This is a genomic window from Rhodococcus sp. MSC1_016, from assembly GCF_023667485.2.
GTDB lineage: Bacteria > Actinomycetota > Actinomycetes > Mycobacteriales > Mycobacteriaceae > Rhodococcus_F > Rhodococcus_F oxybenzonivorans.
This window is the reverse complement of sequence record NZ_JAMOZI020000001.1, coordinates 1,209,829-1,228,295: the sequence shown is the minus strand read 5'-3', so window position 1 is coordinate 1,228,295 and position 18,467 is coordinate 1,209,829. Positions and strand designations below refer to the sequence as shown.

Sequence of the window (18,467 nt, the reverse complement as noted above, 5' to 3'; positions counted from 1 at the left end):
CCTCGTCTTGTTCAATCCGCTGCTGGCCATTGCGTATCGTCGAGCGATTCCCGGCGGCCAGTTGAGACCCGAGAACCGCCAGCCACTGTGGCATGAAGACACAGCGACGCACGGCACGCCAACGGAGAACGATACCGGTCGCGGCGCCTCCGGGTCAAAATTCACTCGGCGAGCGCGTCAGCAAGCTGTTCGACCGCCCAGGTCAGCTCGTCACGTTCGACGACCAGCGGCGGGGCGATACGAATCGTTCCCTCGTGCGCATCTTTCGCGAGCACACGGCGCGCGAGAAGTCGTTCACACACTGCCCTCGCGGAGGGCATCCCCTCGGCCAGTTGCACACCGGCCCACAGCCCACGCCCCCGTACTTCTGCAACATGGCGGACAGGCAGCTCGCGCAGCATGCCGTGCAGGTAGGCACCCAACCGGCGGCTGCGCTCCTGGTATTCCCCGGTTTCGAGCAGCGCCACCACGGCACTGCCCACAGCGCACGCGAGGGGGTTGCCACCGAAAGTGCTTCCGTGTTGCCCGGGCCCGATCACGCGCATCACCGGCCAATCGGCGACGACCGCCGAGACGGGGACGAGGCCACCGCCCAGCGCTTTGCCGAGAACGTAGATGTCGGGTGTCACATTCTCGTGATCACAGGCAAAGGTCTCCCCCGTCCGGCCGAGTCCGCTCTGGATCTCGTCCGCGATCATGAGGACGCCGCGACGCGTGCACACCTCGCGCACCGCCGCGAGGTAGCCCACCGGGGGCACGAGGACGCCTGCCTCCCCCTGGATCGGTTCGAGCAGCACCGCTACGGTGTCGTCGGTTATCGCCGACTCGAACGCGTCGGCGTTCCCGTACTCGACGGAGACGAAACCTGCGGGATACGGCCCGAACCCGGTGTACGCGTCCGGGTCGGAGGAGAATCCCACGATCGAAATGGTGCGGCCGTGAAAGTTCCCGGAGCAGGTGACCACCTCGGCTCGCCCCGGCGGCACCCCCTTCACGTCGTACCCCCACTTGCGGGCAAGCTTGAGCGCCGTCTCGACCGCCTCTGCGCCGGTATTCATGGGCAGCACGGCTTCTTTGCGACACAATCGGCTCAGGTCTTCGCAGTACTGCGCGAAACGGTCGTGCTGAAACGCACGACTGGTCAAGGTGAGTCGGCCCAGTTGTTCGCGAGCGACGCGCACGAGAGCAGGATGGGCGTGGCCGAAGTTGAGGGCCGAGTACCCCGCGAGGACATCGAGATAGTCGACGCCGTCGACGTCCTTGACCCAGCAACCTGTGCCCGACTCGATCACGACGGGCAAGGGTGAGTAATTGTGCGCGCTGTGGTCCTCCGCCCGGTCCAGCTGCTCACGCGTGGCGCCGGATACCGACACGACACTGTCCGACATTGGTCCTCACCCCTCAGCTTCCCATCTCGCAGAACTGGCGATACCCGCGCAGTTCCATTGTGCTGCATTTGATTCCGCCGCCAGATTTCAGAAATTCCGAATAGTCCACCGGTACCGGGTCGTAGCCGCGGTCCACCAGCTGATCCGACAGCCGCGCTGCCTGCGCGGGCAAGACGACATGGAGTCCGTCGCTCACCAGGTTGAGGCCGAGCCACTGCGTATCGCTCTCCTCGGCGATCACCGCGTCCGGAAACATGCGGCGCAACAGGAGGAGGCTCTCCGGAGAGAAGGCGGCGGGAAGGTAGGCGATGGTCGCATCGTCGAGTACTCCGAGAGCGGTGTTGAGGTGGTAATAGCGCGAATCCACCAGAGTCAGCGGAACTACAGGACGCCCGAGATGCGCGGCAGCCTCCGCATGGGATCGAGGGTCGGACCGAAAGCCGGTACCCCCGAGGATCACGTCACCGACCACGAGGAAGTCGCCCTCGCCCTCGTTCACGAAACGCGGTGATCTGGGTCTGAGCAGTCCGTTCTCGCGGAACCACCGCAGGACGTGGCCCGCTTCCGCTCGCCTCTGAGCACATCGGTAGCGGGCGCCGAGAGCGACACCGTCGACCACCACGCCACTGTCGGTGACGAACACCATGTCCGGGAGCCCCTCGACGGCATCGATGACCACGACCTCGTGACCCAGCGCTCGATACGTGTCCACCAGGGTGTGCCACTGCGCGAGTGCCCGGGGTCGATCGACCTGCTCGCCCGGACTCATCCAGTCGTTGATCGCGTAGACGACATCGAAGTAGGTGGGCGGACACATCAGGTAGGTGCGGGGGTAACCGCGCCGGTCCGCACTCGCCACAGGCCCGGTCGCGTCCCCCACTGCACTTCCCGGGCCGATATCCACAGTCGGTGGCACGTTCCCCCCGTTCTCCGATGGTGCTGAGAGAAAGTATCCGCCCACCCTCAGCGACAAACAATGCGCTAGCGTTGCTCTATATGGACGATTCGTTGCGCCTGGACACCTTGGACCGACTGATCGTTGCGCAGCTGGAGCGCAACGCGAGGTCGAGCTTTGCCACCATCGGCGCCGAGGTGGGCTTGTCCGCTCCGGCGGTGAAACGGCGCGTCGACCGACTGGTCGACTCAGGGGTCATTACCGGTTTTCACGCGTCACTCGACCCGCAGGCACTCGGACACGGTGTGGAGGTATTCGTCGAGCTGTACTGCGACGGACGTACCTCCGCCGTCGAGATCGCGCGCATCGTCTCTCGACACGCCGAAGTGCAGGAGGCGTACACCATCACGGGTGACGCCAACGCACTGCTGCGCGTCCGGACGACCGACACAGCTCACCTCGAGAGGACGCTCGAAAATCTCCGGTCGGAACCAGCGGTACTCCAGACGAAGAGCAGCGTGGTGTTGAGCAGATTGATTCCACCGGCCGGCTGACGTCACCGAGATATTTCGCCGCACCTCTGACGACAGTGCCCCAGCATCCGTCGATTGCCGGGGCACTGCCGCATATCACAGGATTGTCAGAGCCAGGCAGCAGCGTTCCTGTCCTCGGCGCTCTGCATGTCGACAGCGCCGTCCTGGACGACCTTGGCGATCGTCTGGAGGACCTGGAGCAGGTCGTTGTGTGCGCCGTCCCACTTGGCCTGCACCGCCTGGTAGTTCTGCTGGGCACCGCTCTCCCACTGCGCGACCAGACCCTGCACGTAGCCCTGGAGCTCGTCGTGGGTTTCGCGCAGCTTGCCCTCGTTCGACCTGATGTCGCTCGCCAGGGCCTGCAGCTCGGCAAATCCGTACTTCAATGACATTCCGTGCTCCTTGTTGTTGTGTAACCGGTGTCGAACTCGGAACGCATGTCAGAGATCGAGCGATCCCGAAGCCCCGGCAGAATGGATGGCATCCTGGTTGGCCTGCTCTGCGGCGTCGTACCCCTTGCCGTTTTCGCGAATCTTCACGGCGATTTCGGCGAGCGAATCCTGCATCCGACGGGACGCATCGTTGTAGCGGACCATCAGTGCCTGGAACGCATCCTGTGCGCCACCCGCCCAAGCCGAGGACGATTCTTCGCAACGCCCCTTGAGGCCGGCGATAGTGGCTTGCAGCTGCCCATTCACCGTCTCCACATGGTTAGCCGCGGCCTCCATCTGGCCGACATCGGTAACAACTCCCGCCATGGGAACTCCTTCTGATCGTCTGGTGCGGCGGCCCCCACTGGACTGCCCTATCCACCCCTACACATGATTGGACGCATCAACCGTCCAATCGGTTCCACCACTGTGGAAGTTTTTCGGCTCTGCCGCCCGTCGGGTTCACTCATCGACTTCCAGTGACCGCACGACGTGCTCACACTCGGCTTCGATTTCGGCCCATTCCGCCGACAGGAACTGACATCCCACGCTGACCTGGAGGTCACGTTCGACGACGACGTGCCACCTCACCGCGGAGTTCTCGTCCGGGAATTCGCTGTACGTGATCCCCGGTCTCCCACCGAACACGACGTCTTTCTCCAGTTCGGCGAACAGCTCGGGTCTGCCGCGCTGCGCGATTTTCGCCGCAAGCGTGACCGCGACCTCGTCGTACCCGGCACCGCCCTGGAGGTTGTTCTGCGTCACGATGATTCGTCTGTCCGCGCCACCGTCGGGCACCAGTTCGATCCGGAACGGTGTCGCCGACTGTGGCCGCTCCCGCCATCGGTCGGGCGCCGTGAGTCGAACTCCCCCCACCGACACTTCCCGTCCCGTGCCCACCGCGGTCGAAGGAATCGTGGACTGCGATGGTGCAACGGACGACGACGCCGGAGCCGACGGCGACTGTGATCCTGCAACGACACCCTCGACGGTCGACGTCGAGACGGAATCGAGGGTTGATTGGATGAAGGCAACTCCGGCTCCGGTCACCACCGCCAGGGCCGCTGCGACCGCGACGAAAGTCGGCCACGACCTCCTCGTCCGTTCCTGTTGCTCCCGCTGCAGAACCGGTTGGAGCCAATTCCTCTGAGGTATCGCGACGATCGATTGCTCGTGTACCCCATCGCTGCCCGGCATTGCGAGCGCGCGAACGATGTCCACACCCGACACGCTCTCGACGGGTACCTCACGGCCGAAGGCAGCCACGACCGCACGCCGTACAGGTGCCAGATCATGCCGGGTGTCGAGATGGTCCGTCACCAGGATGCCGTCGAGCGCCCGGCCTCGGCAGACGCGCCCGACCAGGTCTGTGATTGCCTCGGCCTGCCGATCGAGATCGTCGACGACCAGCGAGGATTCGTGCTCGACTTCCACGACGCGGTAGTCACCGGATATTGCCGCCACGTAGGTGGAAGTGGTGCCCGTCGCCCGGCATTCGACGACCGCCCAGGTGCTGTCGCGCTCGGCCACGCCGGCGATTTCGGCTACGGCAAGCGCCACGGGCACAAGCACGGTGTCGGCGGCGATCGCCGAGCCTGCGTCGGCCAGAACCTGCTGTCGCGCCGTGCCCCACTCGGTGGGGTATGTCAGCACCGCGCCGACGGACGGTCCGCCCGCCACGGCCTCGACCGCGCCACGGAGAACGGCGGCGAGCACGTCCGGGACCGGAGCGATACCACCGTCCACATCGATGTACTCGTCGTCGATAGAGCACAGCGGTGACGATTCGGTGGAAGAAGTCTCGCGCACCGAAGTGATCAGCGAACCGTCGGTTGCGACACGGACCGAGGGCAGCCCCTCCACCGCCCTGTCCTGACAACACGACCACATGCCGGATTCAGTGAGGTGAATCGCGACCGCGGACCTCACTGCGGTGGCATCCATGCGAGCTGGATCAGTCCGCTGCCGCCGCGCGTCACCAACGTGCCCCGCCCGGGGGGCATGGCACTTGCCCGTACGGTTCCGATGAGGTTGCCTTCGTCTCGGCTTCCACTCATCACCAGGCCGGCGGATGCCAGATCGCGCATGCGTGCGATGACCGGTTCGTACAGCGCCCGTGCCGCGCCACCGGAACGGCGCGCGATGACGAGGTGGAATCCGATGTCCTTCGCATGGGGCAGGTACTCGACGATCGCGGCCACCGGATTGCCGCTCGAGGTCACGACGAGGTCGTAATCGTCGATGACAACGAAGATGTCCGGCCCCGTCCACCAGGAACGCTCGCGAATTTGTTGCTGGCTGATCTGCGGGTGCGGCATCCGCGATTCGAGCACAACCGCGAGGTCATTCATGTTCTTGGTCAGCACGCCCGACGACGGCGCATAGGCGGCAAGGTGCTCCGATTCCACTACCCCCAGCATGGTGCGCCGATAGTCACCGAGGATGATCTTCGCCTGTCCAGCGGTGTTGGACGCCATGATGCCCTCGCAGATGTTGCGCAGCAGCGTCGTCTTGCCGCATTCACTGTCCCCGAATACCAAGAAGTGTGGTTGCACGGCGAAGTTGAGGAATGTGGGCGCCAGTTCGGCCTCGTCGAGTCCGATCGGAATCTGGAGGCACTTCTCGGTCGGGTCGACGTAGGAGGGCCACGAACCGGCGGCGTCGAGAACCGCCTCGCGAGTGATCTGTCCCGGCAACATGCGTACGGCAGGAGCATGGCGGCCATGGGTGGCGGCAGCGATCGACGACACGGCATGAGCGACACCGGACGCAAGGTCGGCGGGGTCGGAGTTCCCGTCGATCCGGGGGAGGCCGACCAGCAGATGCAGACTGTCGCGCGTCATGCCTCGACCCGGCCTGCCTTCCGGCACGAGCGCAGCGGTCTTACGACCGAGGTCGGAGTCCGCGGGATCACCCAACCGGAGTTCGATGCGAGTTCCGAGCTGGTCCTTGAGGGCCGGCCGCACTTCACCCCACCGAGACGCCGTGATGACGACGTGGACGCCGTACGACAGGCCCTGTGCCGCAAGGTTGGTGATCTGTTGTTCCAGGGTTTCGAAATCTTGCCGAATGCTACCGAAGCCGTCGACGACGAGGAACACGTCGCCGAAAGGATCTTCGGCGATCCCGGCGGCAGGGGCGCCGCCGGACGGATCGGTAGCGCGTAGTCGCCGGAATTCGGCCATGGATTCGACCCCGAGGTCGCGAAATCGGGCTTCACGCTGTCGCACGATCGTGTTCATCTCGGCGACGGTGCGGCGAACCCGGTCGACGTCGAGACGGTTGGCAACCGAACCGACATGCGGCAGGCCCGACAGTCCGGCAAGCGTGCCACCGCCGAAGTCGAGGCAATAGAACTGCACCTGCTCGGCCGAATGAGTGGCGGCGAGCGACATGATCACCGTTCGGATCGCAGTCGATTTCCCCGACTGCGGGCCACCGACCACCGCCATGTTTCCGGTGGAACCGGACAGGTCCACCACAAGCAGGTCCCGCCGCTGATCGTAGGGCCTGTCGATGATCCCGATCGGTGCGCGCAGCGCACTGAGCGCCGGGACTGGTTCGGAGAGTATCGACCTCGGCAGCAGCGCGTCGAGAGTCGGTGCCGCATCGAGCGGGGGAAGCCACACCTCGTGCGCTCTCGAACCGCGGTTCCGGATGCGTTCGACGACGACGTCGATGGTGGTCCGAGTTTCCGCATGTTCCTCGTTGATGTCGAGGGAGAACGGTTCTTCCGGTATGTCGACGACGTCGACGGCGACGGGGGCGGCGGTGAAAATTTTCGGGCGCAGCTCGACGGGCGCCTCGCCCGGCCGTCGGACGCTGTCGACGTGACCACCCTCGTAGGTTCCCGACACGTAAGAGGCCTGGAAGCGCACGATTTCGGCCGAGTCACACTTCAGGTAACCGGCGCCGGGAGTGGCGGGCAGATGATAGGCGTCCGGGACACCGAGCACTGTGCGCGATTCGTTGGCGGAGAATGTCTTGAGCCCGATCCGGTACGAGAGGTGGCTGTCGAGACCGCGAAGCTTCCCTTCCTCGAGTCGCTGGCTCGCCAGGAGCAGGTGGATGTGCAGCGATCGACCGAGTCGTCCTATGGCCACGAAGAGATCAGCGAATTCGGGCTGCTGACTGAGCAATTCCGAGAATTCGTCGACCACGATGAAGAGCGCCGGCAGCGGGTCGAGGTCTGCGCCTGCCTGACGCGCCTTTTCGTAGTCGGTGACGTTGGCGAAGTTCCCGGCCGAGCGCAGCAATTCCTGCCGGCGATTCATCTCCCCGGCCAGCGCGTCGCGCATTCTGTCGACCATGGCCAGTTCTTCGGCAAGGTTGGTGATCACCGCGGCGACGTGGGGAGCCTCCTCGAGGCCGAGGAAGGTGGCGCCACCTTTGAAATCGACCAGTACGAGGTTGAGTGCGTCGGGCGAATGAGTAGCGATGAGACCCAGCACCAGCGTTCGGAGGAACTCGGACTTTCCCGATCCGGTAGCTCCGATGCACAGCCCATGAGGCCCCATGCCGTTTTCCGCGGACTCTTTGAGGTCGATCTCGACCGGATTCCCGTCGACTCCCACGCCGATAGGGACGCGTAAGCGGGCGCGACCCTGCCGGGGCAGCCACGCGTGATCGGGGTTGAGCCGGCCGACGTCGCCGACACCGAGCATTTGGCTCCACGTCTGTGCGGGTTGATCGTCGTCTCCCGTGTCGACCGATGTGTGCGACGTCGTACGGTACGGCGCGAGGCGACGCGCAAGAGTTTCCGCCTGATGAGCGCTGACGAGGTCGGCCGTCGCGAACATCTCGACACCGGTACCGCTGCGGGCTCCGAGCGACCCGTCCTGTGCCACCAGCTGGAGACCGCGGGTGGCCGTCAACCGCGGGCAGAATCCGGCGATGTCGAGGACCGTCACCGAATCCACTCCCCCGTCGGTGATCATGCCCGACTCGCCTTCGAGGATTCCGCCGTCGACGACGAGGACGAACTGGGGCACGCCCGGAGCAGCCGGAGCATTGCGGGAGAAGCGATTCCGCATGGCCAGCTGCGGGCCGAGCGCGGACTCGAGTTCGAGAATCGATCCGTAGATCATTCGGGAAGAACCCACGCCGTCGGAGGAATCCGGGTGCTGGGCGTGCGGCAGCCACTTCGCCCAGTCCCACTCGTGCTGGGTGTCGGGACCGCACACGACCGCAACGAGCAGGTTGTCGGGACCGTGGAAGGCGCACAATTGCATGAGCATCGACTGGACCAGGGAACGGGCCGCCCCACGCTCACCCTCGACGGAGATGGCGGCGAACCCCCGCAAAGAGACTGCGGTGGGCAACTCCTGGACCACCGAGTGCGCGCGGACGAATCGGCGAAGAGACACGGCGGCAACGGGTTCGAGATCTTCCACCGGGCCCGTTTCAGGCGCGATGAGACGAGTGGCGAGCCGCTGACTGCCCCGCCCCACGCGCACATGACAATAGTCCGGGTCGGTGACACGGCGCTCCCACATGCGGGCCGTTCCCGCGATGGTCCAGAGCAGGCCGGGTTCGGGATGGCTCCAGTCGAGCGCCTTGCGCTGTTGCTCGCCGGTCTCGGCGACATCACGCCGTAATTGATCGAGGTAGCGCAGGTAGTCCTTGCGGTCTTCGTTCGCTTCCGCTGCCTTGGGACCGCTGCGACCGCCACCCGCCAGCATGCCGAGCATCGAGACCATCATCATGAGGGGGAACAGCATCGACATGGGGTTGCGCGCCATACCCGACGTGAACATCAACGCCATCATGCCGACCATCGCGACGACCATCACGAGGGGGAGAAGCTTCGTGAGCAGATTTCCCGGGACCAATCTCGGGATTTCCGGCGGAGCCTGCAGACTCACCTCGCCGCCCGGAATACGCGGAACTTCTCGCCGCGCTTTACGCACGAAGCGAATAGTGCTCACTGCCCGTCCCCCCATGACGCCAACCGACCCGAACCGTGCATCAGATCCGATCCGGAACTTCCGGTTGCCCCCCTGGGCTCGGCCCGCGAAGTCAGAGATTAACCCATTCCGAGGGATTCGGCATACAGAAGGCATTTTCGCCGGATGCCCACTGGAGGCTGCGGCCCGGCTCACGTAGTGTTCCCGTGATCGAATCGGACGCCGGCCTCCGAGTGGTCGTCGATCAGTGCCGTAACGACGCAGGGTGGGGTGTGCGTCGCAAAGTGGGGGGAAATCGTATTGTCCGTCGCCCATGACGAGTTGCGCGCGTCCGCGCCGTCCACGCGTCCGAGTGCCGCAGCAGACCTGTGCCGAATCACCGTGCTCTCGACCCATTCACAGGTCGACATGGCGGTGCCGTTCGGTGTTCCGATCGCCATCCTCGTTCCGGGGATCGTCGACACGATCCGCAGCCATCGCAGCACCAATGACTTCGATGATTCACTCGAGCAATACGAACCGAGCGAGTGGGTTCTCGCGAAGATCGGTCAGTCCCCGCTCTCGACCACGCTGACGTTGCACGAGCACGGTATTCGCGACGGCGACCTGCTGGTCCTGCAGAGTGTGCAGGACAGTGCCCCGCCGCCCCTGTTCGACGACATCATGTACAACGTCGCCATCGCCGATGCCGATGCGGACCGGGAATGGACGCGCGGCTCCGCACGGGTCGTCGGTTCGGCCGCCGCCGTGCTCGGAACGGTGATCGGCTCGTTCGCGCTGCTGTGGTCCGAATCCGGGACGGACGGGTTCGTCGGTGCAGGTTGCGCACTGACATCTGCCTTCCTCTTCCTCGTCACCGGTGCGGTCACCGGCCGCATCTACGGTGACGCAGCCAGTTCCGTCGTTCTCAGTGGGTGCGCCGTTCCGCCGGCCTTCGCCGCCGGGATGCTCTTCGTCCCCGGCGACTTGGCCGCTGCCCACCTGCTCCTCGGGCTCGCACTGTCGGGCACCACCGCGGTCCTCGCGCTGCGACTCGGTGGTGTGGGGCTGAGAGTCTTCACGGCTCTGGCGGTAGCCTCCCTGTTCGGCACCCTCGCCGCGTTGGTATCGGCGACGACCGACACCGCAGCGCCCGCGGTCGCCGCCGGTGTCGTCGCCGCCGCATTGACAGGGCTCGCCTCATCGGCTCGCGTGGCAATACTCCTGGCGAAGCTGCCACTGCCGCCCGTTCCCGCACCGGGTACCTCGGTCGATCCTTCCGAGGACGATCCGGACGACGAGACCACGATGCCGTCGTTCGATTCCCTTGCCCAACGCGCCACACGTGCGCGCAGGTATCTCACCGGACTCGTCACCGCCATGACCATCCTCGCGGTCAGCGGCGCACTCCTGGCCGCGCAGCCCACCCTGCACGGCGAGATCTACTGGCCCGGTTTGTGTTTGGCCGTTGCGACCGCGACCGTCCTGATGTTCCGGGGACGCACCTACATCAGCGCCGAGCAGGCCGTTCCGCTGATCGGCGGCGGCGTGACGATCCTCGTACTGCTGCTCACCGCAGCCGCGGTCGCCGTCCCCGACTACGCGATAGTTCTGTTCGCCGTGGCAATGCTGTTCGCGGCGGGCGGGTTGGTCCTCGGCATCATCGCCCCGCGGCAGACGTTCTCGCCCGTCATGCGACGCGTCGCCGAATTGATCGACCTCGCCCTGATCACGTCGATCATCCCGCTGGTGTGCTGGGTGACCGGCCTCTACTCGCTGATGCGCGGGCTGTGATGCGGCGGCTGGGTCGCCTGGTTGTGGCCACCGCGGTGGTGGCCCTCATCGCAGCACTGGGTGAAGGCAGCGCCCTGGCAGTGGTACCCGCACCCATCGACGTGGGACTGGTTCCGCCGAAGGACAGCACCAAAGTGGAGAAGCGAAGACCGTGCAAAGATGCCGTACGGGTGCCCGATGGTCCGGAAGTCCCGGTGGCTCAGCGGGACCTCGATTTTCGTTCGGTGTGGCCGATCAGTCGGGGCGCCGGGCAGCTCGTCGCGGTCATCGACACCGGGGTGGCGCGGCATCCGCGACTTCCCGGTCTCGTCGATGGTGGTGACCTGGTCGGGACCGAGACCGGGACAACCGACTGCGACGCTCACGGAACGCTCGTCGCAGGCCTCATCGCAGCGCGACAGGTTCCCGGGTCCGGTTTCTCCGGCGGCGCTCCGGACTCCCGCATCCTCGCAATCCGGCAATCGAGCAGTGCCTACAGTCCCGCAGGGCAGACCGATCAGGTCGACAACGCCGGCAACTCGGTCGGTGGATACGGCAACGTCGCGACCATGGCCGCCGCTGTCCGGCGCGCCGCCGACATGGGTGCCGGCGTCATCAACATCTCCGAAGTCGCCTGCAAGACTGCGGCAGAAGGAATCGGCGGCGGCGACCGCTATCTCGGCGCAGCTGTCAAGTATGCGGCGACGGTGAAGGACGTCGTGGTGGTTGCTGCCGCGGGCAACTATGGATCCGCGGAATGCAAGATTCAGAATCCGGCGGCCGACCCGCTCCGACCCGGAGCCGACCTGTGGGATTCGGTGAGCACCATCGCCAGCCCGGCGTGGTACGACGACTACGTCCTGACCGTCGGGTCGGTCGAGTCCGACGGTCGGGTGAGTGACTTCAGCCTCGCGGGTCCCTGGGTCGACGTCGCGGCCCCGGGATCGGGCCTTACCTCACTGCATCCGACGACGGGCGATCTGACGAATACCGTGTACAGCGCTCAGGGAAGCGCGGAACCGGTCAACGGCACCAGTTTCGCGGCCCCCTATGTCTCGGCCACCGTCGCCCTGGTTCGCTCCAGGTTTCCTCAATTGTCGGCCCAGCAGGTCATCGCGCGTATCGAGGCCACGGCGCATGCGCCCGCGGAAGGGTGGAATCCGTTCGTCGGGCACGGCGTCATCGACCCGCTCGCAGCCGTATCTGCGAATGTTCCGACGGGCGGCTCAGCAACCGACGGCGCCGCACGCTCGGTCCCCCTGGAGGCCCTTCCTGCAGTTACTCAGCCCGATCACCGCCCTCGCGATGTCGCGCTGGTAGCGGTCGGCTCGCTCGCTGCACTGCTCATCCTCGGAGTGCTCGCGTCATTCCCACTCCGGCGGAAATTGCACTCCGCGACGCAGCACCGAAGCTGACTCGTTCTCCGAGTCAACCCGGGCCGACGCGAATGTGCGTCGGCCCGGATTGGCAGTTCGGTGTTTCAGTTCGAACCGGAGGCGACTGCGGCCGGGTCCGCGTCGGGCGCCACCCCGTCGTGTGCGACGAGCGCGGAGGACTTCGCGAGCGTGGGGCCCGGTGCGAGGAGTCCGAGTATTTGCCACGGAGCCAGCGGCGGCTCGGCTGTCACCCCCAATGCTTTCGCGGCGTCTGCGTCGGGAACGCCGAACCGTACTCCCGTGTCAGCCACGAAGAACGTGCTGTCTCGCCGGGTGCTGTGGCGTTCGATACCGGTCGCTTGCACGAATCCCCCCGAACCGGATTCGACGTAGACGAAATCGGCACTGTCCCCGCCACCGTCCGCCTGCGCCAGCTTCACCGTGTGCGCACCATCGGGGATGGGGAGACTACGTCCTGCAATAAGGGACAACTCGGCGGCCGGACCACTCGCTGCGGTCTCGTCCTGTCCGCGCAAAGGTTTCCAGATCAGGCAACTCACCGGACTCGAGATGGCGTCGACGATCTCGGGTGCCGACTCCGGGAAGCTCGACACGGCGATCTGCTCCACCGAAGGAATCCGGTTGGTGGCGTCCGGCGAGACACTCGACATCTCGGTGTCCCCGTGCGAATCCGAAAGGAAGATGAGGTTGGCCACAGCGGAACTGATCTTCTGAATTCCATCCCGCAACACGACGTAGTGGGTGGTTTCCGATCCGATCACTACCTGGAACACCGACCCGATCACCTTGTCGCGCAGAGCAAACCGCGGCTGGCTCCCCGCTCCCGGGATGCTGGGCGCTACCAGCGGCGGCACTTCCGGAACGGCGTTGACGAATCCGAGGCTTACCGGTCGTGGCGTGGCACCCTCGAGGCCGAGGGCACGGGTGATCGCGGGGTCGTGCAGGTCGATCTTCGCTCGGGTGCCGTTATACATCAGATAGGCGGCGTCCGAGGTGGACACCAGCAGCGCCTGGTCGCTGGCGAGGCCTCCCCCGCCCTCGATCGGGTCCGGCTCACCGACCACTACGGAGGTCGTGACCGCACGATGTCCGTCTGCCCCGACCGAGTCGCATACGGCCCACGGTGTCTTTGCTGCTGCGTCACCCGGCGGGAGCGCCGACGGTGCACCGGGGATTCCGACCAGCGCCCCGCGGGGCCGAGTGTCGATCTCCGATTCTTTGACGATTACCGGCTTCTCGGCCTGCCCCACAATGAGGCGGGCAGACGACAGATTGAGCACCGGGCGCAGCGTGTCCCCCATGACCACGAACATCGCACCGGAATCCTTGCCGACGACGATGGACGCGTCACCGATTTTGTCCTGGGGCCGGAACAGCGCCAGCGCTGCACACCCCGCGAGTCCTAGCGAGGCGATCACCACCCCCACCGCGAGTGCGCGCGACTGCGACCGCATAGGGTCGTGCAACATTCGTACGTCACGCCGCACCAGGGCGTGTTCCATCCGTCTGACCAGAAAGCGATACCCGTTGACCTGCCACCGAGTGGTGGGTGTTACAGCCATTGTTCCTCCCCCGTGCTGCACAACGCTCGGGGTGACACAGTACAGTTCGAATCACAGTCGTCACGGCGGACGGGTACGGGTCTGCCTGGGTTCAGGTATTCGGGGGAGGCACCGTGGACCGTTCGCGCGTCACAAGCTGGCAGTTGGCACATCGCGTTTCGGCGACCGAGGTCGTTGTCGCGCAAATAGTGGGAGTTCTGGCCGGGGCACTGGCCTCGGTGTGCGGAGTGGTGTGGTGGGGCGCCGTCATACTCGCCGTCGTCGTCGCTCTTCTGGCGGTCGTACCCATCGGCGGGTGGTCGACCCTGGTCTGGGCGCGAACGGCGTGGCGCTACTTCACGACACCGAAGGTCCCGCGCTTCCGCACCGTCAGTTTCGCCGGCCCGACAGGACAGTCCGTCGGTTTGCGGTGGGACGGCGCAAGCGTGGTCGCGGTGGTCGAGGTCCTTCCGCCGGCGGGAAGCCTGACCCAGATCACCCGGGACGGTTTCCAGTCGACGCACGACCTTCCCACCGAGGCGCTCGCCGGATGCCTTGTCCAGCACGATATCTCGCTCAGCGGCATCGATATCGTCAGCCATGGGTATCGCGCCGCCGCGGGCACGCCGGCCACCGATGTCTACGACCGCCTGGTCGGCCCCCTTCCCGCGACAGCCACCCGGACGGTGTGGGTCGCCCTCCGATTCGACGCCACCGGCAGTGTCGAGGCCGTCGCGCGCCGCGGCGGCGGTGAGCACGGCGCCTCTCGCGCCATCACCATCGCGGCAAGTCGCGTCGTACGCGCACTCGCCGACGCGGCATGCCGGGCCCGAATTCTCACAGCACCCGAGATCGACTCCGCAGCACTGGTCATCAGCCGCGGTGTCGACCCGAGATCTCTCACTCAGACGTGGAAGCATGCTCTGTTGCCGGGGGTATGCAATACCGGATACAGCGTCGATCCGCGCTTTCTCTCCAAAGAGTTGCTCGCGAAACTGTGGGTGCCGTCCAGTCTCGGCACCACCGTGACCATTCGGCTACGACCGAGCGCCAACGACGGGCAGGTACTGATCGGCGCCGGATGTCGGATCACCACCCGGACGATGCCGGAACCATTCGCTGTGCACGGGCTCGTCTCGATGCGAGGCCGCCACAAAGAAAGTTTGCTGTCCAATCTTCCTGTGGCAGTGTCTGATCTGGACGCTGTGATGCCTATGGCCGATGTGCCGGTCGACACAGTGCGACACCTCCAGTTGCCGCCGGCGGGGTGTGGCCAGTTGATCGGATCCGACGACTACGGTCACGGGATCACAGCACGCATCTTCGGCCCGGGCGTCGGCATGGTGTACGTCGCGGGCGAGCTGTACCTCGCCCAGCAACTTGTGTTCCGTGCCGTCGCCACTGGGGCCCGGGTCCTCATCCAGACAGATCGACCCGATGCATGGTCGTCCCTGATCGACTCGATCGCCACGCCCGACCGCCTGCGCGTCGCGGGACATAACTCCCAATCCGACAACAAGTTCAACACCGTGGTGTTCGACGGTGTCGAAGCTTCGACCCCCCGGGGCGGCGTCACTGCTCTCTACCTTTATGCCGAGCCCAGCCAGTGGCCGGGCGCCGAACCCGACCTGTCCATTGTCCAGCCGAGCGCGATGGGTGATCGGATTCTCCTGTCGACCGGCGGGACGAGTATCGAGTTGATGCTGGTCACCATTTCCTCCGAAACGGCATTCATCGGACGGCCCCGCGCGGTAGACGATTACCAGCTGGCCTACCAGTCCTAACCGGGGTAGCTCTCGGTCCCACGCTGGAGTCGCACAGCACGGGCCCACCAGACCAACTGCGCGAGCATCCGATCCGCCGAGTCGACGGCGGCGCCATCAGTGGTGCGACCGTTGTCGTCGAACTTCTTGCGCACTTGGTGGAAGCTCACACTTTGACGCACCGAAACCATGTGTAATTCCGCCACGACCTGGCGCAGTTGCTCGGTCGCACGCAAGCCGCCCGACACTCCCCCATACGACACGAAGCCGATGGGCTTTGCGCGCCACTCGTGTTTCACACTGTCGAATGCGGTCTTCAAAGCGGCCGGATACCCATGGTTGTACTCGGATGTGACGGCCACGAATCCGTGGGCGCGCCCCACCCGTGCCCGGAACGCGTCGGTGGCGGGAGAATCGTCGAGGTTCTGAGGCAGCGAGGTTTCGAGCAAGTCGATGACGCCCAGTTCCACGTGAGGATATGTGCGAGCGCGTTCGACGAACCAGTTCGCCACGACGGGGGCAATGCGCCCGACCCTGGTCGATCCGATGATGAGTTCTAACCGGACGGGCTCGATTTCGCTCATCAGAAAACGAGCTGCCCGGCAAGTTCGGCCGCGTGATCGAAATTCTCGGCGAGGTGGGTATCCGGGAAATTGCTCAGATAGTCGCCATGAATTCTGGACACCTTCTTGTTGGCATTGTCGACCAGGACGACAGGTTTGCCCATCAGTACGGCAAGGATTCCCGCATGCAGCCGATCGGTGACCACGAGCCGCCCCTGCGACAAGATCGCCACTGCATTGTCGACCACCATGTCCGCTTGCCAGTCGAAGGCACGGCGCGTCAGCGGGTACATACGGGACCGAACACCCGGCAGCTTGTTCAATAGCAGAAGTCCGAGCGTAGTGGGCCACCACTGGGCGTTGTCGGCGGCACTGACGTGCCAATCCGTCATGTACGCCGACGCGAGTGAGGCCGGAAGGCTCTTCGCGGACTGAACGGATTCGGGGTCGCGGCGTTTGAGAAGCACGATATCGCGCGTGGGTTCGGCGGAGGGCGCGATCCTTCCGACTCCCAATGCTGCATCAGCACAGAAGACGACGGTGTTCTCGGGAAATAGTTCACGGGCCAGTTCATAGCCGCGCCGGTCCCGCATCAGCAACGTGAGATCGGGATGCTGCGCATAGATTCGCTGCGCCCTCGCCAGCGCTGCGTCGTCATGGAACTCGATGGTCTGTGGCATCTGAACGATTTTTCGTTCCGGATGCTCCGCGATCACGCGCTCACGGAACTTTTGGTAGCCGAACCATCGATCGCCGAAATTCCCGCCGCCATTCAACAGCAACGGTCCTTCGGGAACACACGCGGACAAAACCTTCGTGTCATAGGTGTGCAGCGCGCAGACGTAATCCACGCTCGCACCCATCCTGGCCAGATAGCTGAGCGTCCCCTGGTAGATCAGAAGGTCACCCGCGTTGAAATGCGCCGGATAGTCGAGGAGAGCGACCGACTGTCCATGCTGCACAGTGGGTGCGAGCGCAGCGATGGTTGCTCGTTGCAGATCGTCCAAAGGGTCGTTCATGAAATCCTCACGGCTGGGAACTTCCTCGGGGCATCCTGCACGTTACTGCACCATCGCGATACCCGCCGGTATACGAACGACGCCTAGCCACGCTGCTGACACCTATCCCTTCGTCATACCCAGCCAGCGTCGGGTGATTCCACCGAGAACCTTGTCCCGCGTACGCCCTCGCCGAATGGCGCGCTCGAGCGCCGTTTCCAGCTCCAGGTCCCGGACCCGGGCCTCTCGTAACGCGTTCAGATTCTCCAGAGCGAAGAGTGTGCCCGTGCCGCTGAGCGACAGACGGTTCACTGCCTCCGGTGTCACACGGTGAGGGAGAGTGCGGGATGCGCCGTCGGCGGCACGAAGGCTGACCATTGTGCGAACACACTTCTCACACCGGCCACAGTTGAACTTGCCGTCACGGTTCTTCCAGCAGACCCTCAGATTGTCCATCGCGACGTCGTTTCGCGCGAGGAACGCAATTTTCTCCGTCCGCGTCAACGACGTGCCGTAGTGCTCCAGCCGCACCGCACTACTCGACCACAACGGGTCCAGATCCGGATGCGTACCCCAGGGATGCAGATCAGCCTCCTGAAAGGAGGACGGAATGAGCGCGGTGTGGATGTGATCCGACAACGAGTGCGCGACGGTCGCCAGCGCTGCTCCGTGATAGTCGGTGCCCCACAGACACCTCGCCTTGTCCGAGAGCTGCCTGAGATTCGTCCTGACGACGACAAGCGTCTTGCCGAGCGCGTCCGCCGCGTTTCGCGCTCCCGCCTCCGCCTTCGCCGCCAACTCGACATCCGAAAGCTTGATGTCGAACCCGTGAACGAAAATCAGATGCGTAATGCGTTCGCTCGCTGCGATTGCCGAGTGAAAGGAGTCGACACCTCCACTGAAGAAGCAACCCACTCCCCGCTGCGAACCGGCATCCGACCCGGCTACCTCGTCTGCCTCCACCCTTACCGACGAATACCGTCTCGGGTACCAATCGCGCAGAATCCGCTGAGCGTGCGGAAGATTCGACAACGCGAGAGCGTCGACTGGATCCGAGAAGATCAGATCGGAATGAAGACGCATCGCGACAACCGACAGCGCAGGGAGCCACGGTGTGGCCGATTTATCGACGTCGACGTTCGCGTCGACGTGCAACTCGAACGGCCCCTTGGGGGTAGTGACCCCGACCTTGGCTGTGCGGCTGCGTGCATCCTCCACTCGAACACGAATTTCTGATGGCATGATGCGGATTCTTGCACAGCCCGATTGGCTTCGTCGGCCGCGGGTTTTTCCGCCTCAG

At 64.9% G+C, this 18,467-nt stretch carries 14 protein-coding genes; 4 read left to right on the top strand and 10 right to left on the bottom strand.

Translation table 11 applies throughout. The annotated features are described in order from the left end of the window. Positions 1–161: 161 nt before the first annotated feature. Positions 162–1,388, bottom strand: a complete 1,227-nt coding sequence (rocD, locus tag L1080_RS05605) for an ornithine--oxo-acid transaminase (protein ID WP_250768987.1) — start codon at positions 1,386–1,388, stop codon at positions 162–164. A 13-nt stretch (positions 1,389–1,401) separates the two neighbouring features. Then, positions 1,402–2,268, bottom strand: coding sequence for a dimethylargininase (gene ddaH / locus L1080_RS05600; RefSeq protein ID WP_250768984.1), 867 nt, complete (start codon positions 2,266–2,268; stop codon positions 1,402–1,404). Positions 2,269–2,384: 116 nt separating this feature from the next. Here ddaH and L1080_RS05595 point away from each other — a divergent pair, with 116 nt between their 5' ends. Next, complete coding sequence (locus tag L1080_RS05595) at positions 2,385–2,837, top strand: Lrp/AsnC family transcriptional regulator (RefSeq protein ID WP_109331547.1); 453 nt, start codon at positions 2,385–2,387, stop codon at positions 2,835–2,837. An 86-nt stretch (positions 2,838–2,923) separates the two neighbouring features. On the opposite strand, the gene L1080_RS05590 is transcribed toward L1080_RS05595, so the two are convergent. The 4 genes from L1080_RS05590 to eccCa form a co-directional block, all read right to left on the bottom strand. Next, positions 2,924–3,208 carry a WXG100 family type VII secretion target gene (locus tag L1080_RS05590; protein WP_109331548.1) on the bottom strand — a complete coding sequence of 95 codons (285 nt, stop codon included), beginning with the start codon at positions 3,206–3,208 and terminating at the stop codon, positions 2,924–2,926. 48 nt (positions 3,209–3,256) lie between these two features. Then, positions 3,257–3,574 (bottom strand): WXG100 family type VII secretion target, encoded by a 318-nt coding sequence (locus L1080_RS05585; protein ID WP_159925651.1) that lies wholly within the window; start codon positions 3,572–3,574, stop codon positions 3,257–3,259. Positions 3,575–3,709: 135 nt separating this feature from the next. Beyond that, positions 3,710–5,191 (bottom strand): type VII secretion-associated protein, encoded by a 1,482-nt coding sequence (locus L1080_RS05580; protein WP_159925650.1) that lies wholly within the window; start codon positions 5,189–5,191, stop codon positions 3,710–3,712. After that, a complete protein-coding gene (eccCa, locus tag L1080_RS05575) occupies positions 5,173–9,174 on the bottom strand; it encodes a type VII secretion protein EccCa (RefSeq protein ID WP_250768981.1) in 4,002 nt (1,333 codons plus the stop codon). Before eccCa ends, L1080_RS05580 begins: the two co-directional genes overlap by 19 nt. 279 nt (positions 9,175–9,453) lie before the next feature. On the opposite strand from eccCa, the gene eccD reads away from it, so the two are divergent. Together eccD and mycP are read left to right on the top strand one after the other, a co-directional pair. After that, positions 9,454–10,926, top strand: coding sequence for a type VII secretion integral membrane protein EccD (eccD, locus tag L1080_RS05570; RefSeq protein WP_159925648.1), 1,473 nt, complete (start codon positions 9,454–9,456; stop codon positions 10,924–10,926). Further along, positions 10,923–12,320 (top strand): type VII secretion-associated serine protease mycosin, encoded by a 1,398-nt coding sequence (gene mycP / locus L1080_RS05565; protein WP_159927544.1) that lies wholly within the window; start codon positions 10,923–10,925, stop codon positions 12,318–12,320. The genes eccD and mycP overlap by 4 nt, the downstream gene beginning before the upstream one ends. Before the next feature lie 65 nt (positions 12,321–12,385). Here the strand turns inward: mycP and eccB are convergent, their stop codons facing one another. Further along, a complete protein-coding gene (eccB, locus tag L1080_RS05560; RefSeq protein ID WP_250768978.1) occupies positions 12,386–13,864 on the bottom strand; it encodes a type VII secretion protein EccB in 1,479 nt (492 codons plus the stop codon). Positions 13,865–13,977: 113 nt separating this feature from the next. On the opposite strand from eccB, the gene eccE reads away from it, so the two are divergent. Continuing rightward, complete coding sequence (gene eccE, locus L1080_RS05555) at positions 13,978–15,627, top strand: type VII secretion protein EccE (protein WP_250768975.1); 1,650 nt, start codon at positions 13,978–13,980, stop codon at positions 15,625–15,627. Here eccE and L1080_RS05550 read toward each other — a convergent pair. The 3 genes from L1080_RS05550 to L1080_RS05540 all read right to left on the bottom strand — a co-directional run bounded on the left by L1080_RS05550 (position 15,624) and on the right by L1080_RS05540 (position 18,409). Then, a complete protein-coding gene (locus L1080_RS05550; protein WP_250768973.1) occupies positions 15,624–16,190 on the bottom strand; it encodes an NADPH-dependent FMN reductase in 567 nt (188 codons plus the stop codon). The genes eccE and L1080_RS05550 overlap by 4 nt on opposite strands. After that, a complete protein-coding gene (locus L1080_RS05545; protein ID WP_159925640.1) occupies positions 16,190–17,188 on the bottom strand; it encodes a polysaccharide pyruvyl transferase family protein in 999 nt (332 codons plus the stop codon). The genes L1080_RS05550 and L1080_RS05545 overlap by 1 nt, the downstream gene beginning before the upstream one ends. A gap of 102 nt (positions 17,189–17,290) precedes the next feature. Next, positions 17,291–18,409, bottom strand: coding sequence for an adenine nucleotide alpha hydrolase family protein (locus L1080_RS05540; RefSeq protein WP_159925638.1), 1,119 nt, complete (start codon positions 18,407–18,409; stop codon positions 17,291–17,293). Positions 18,410–18,467 lie beyond the last annotated feature (58 nt).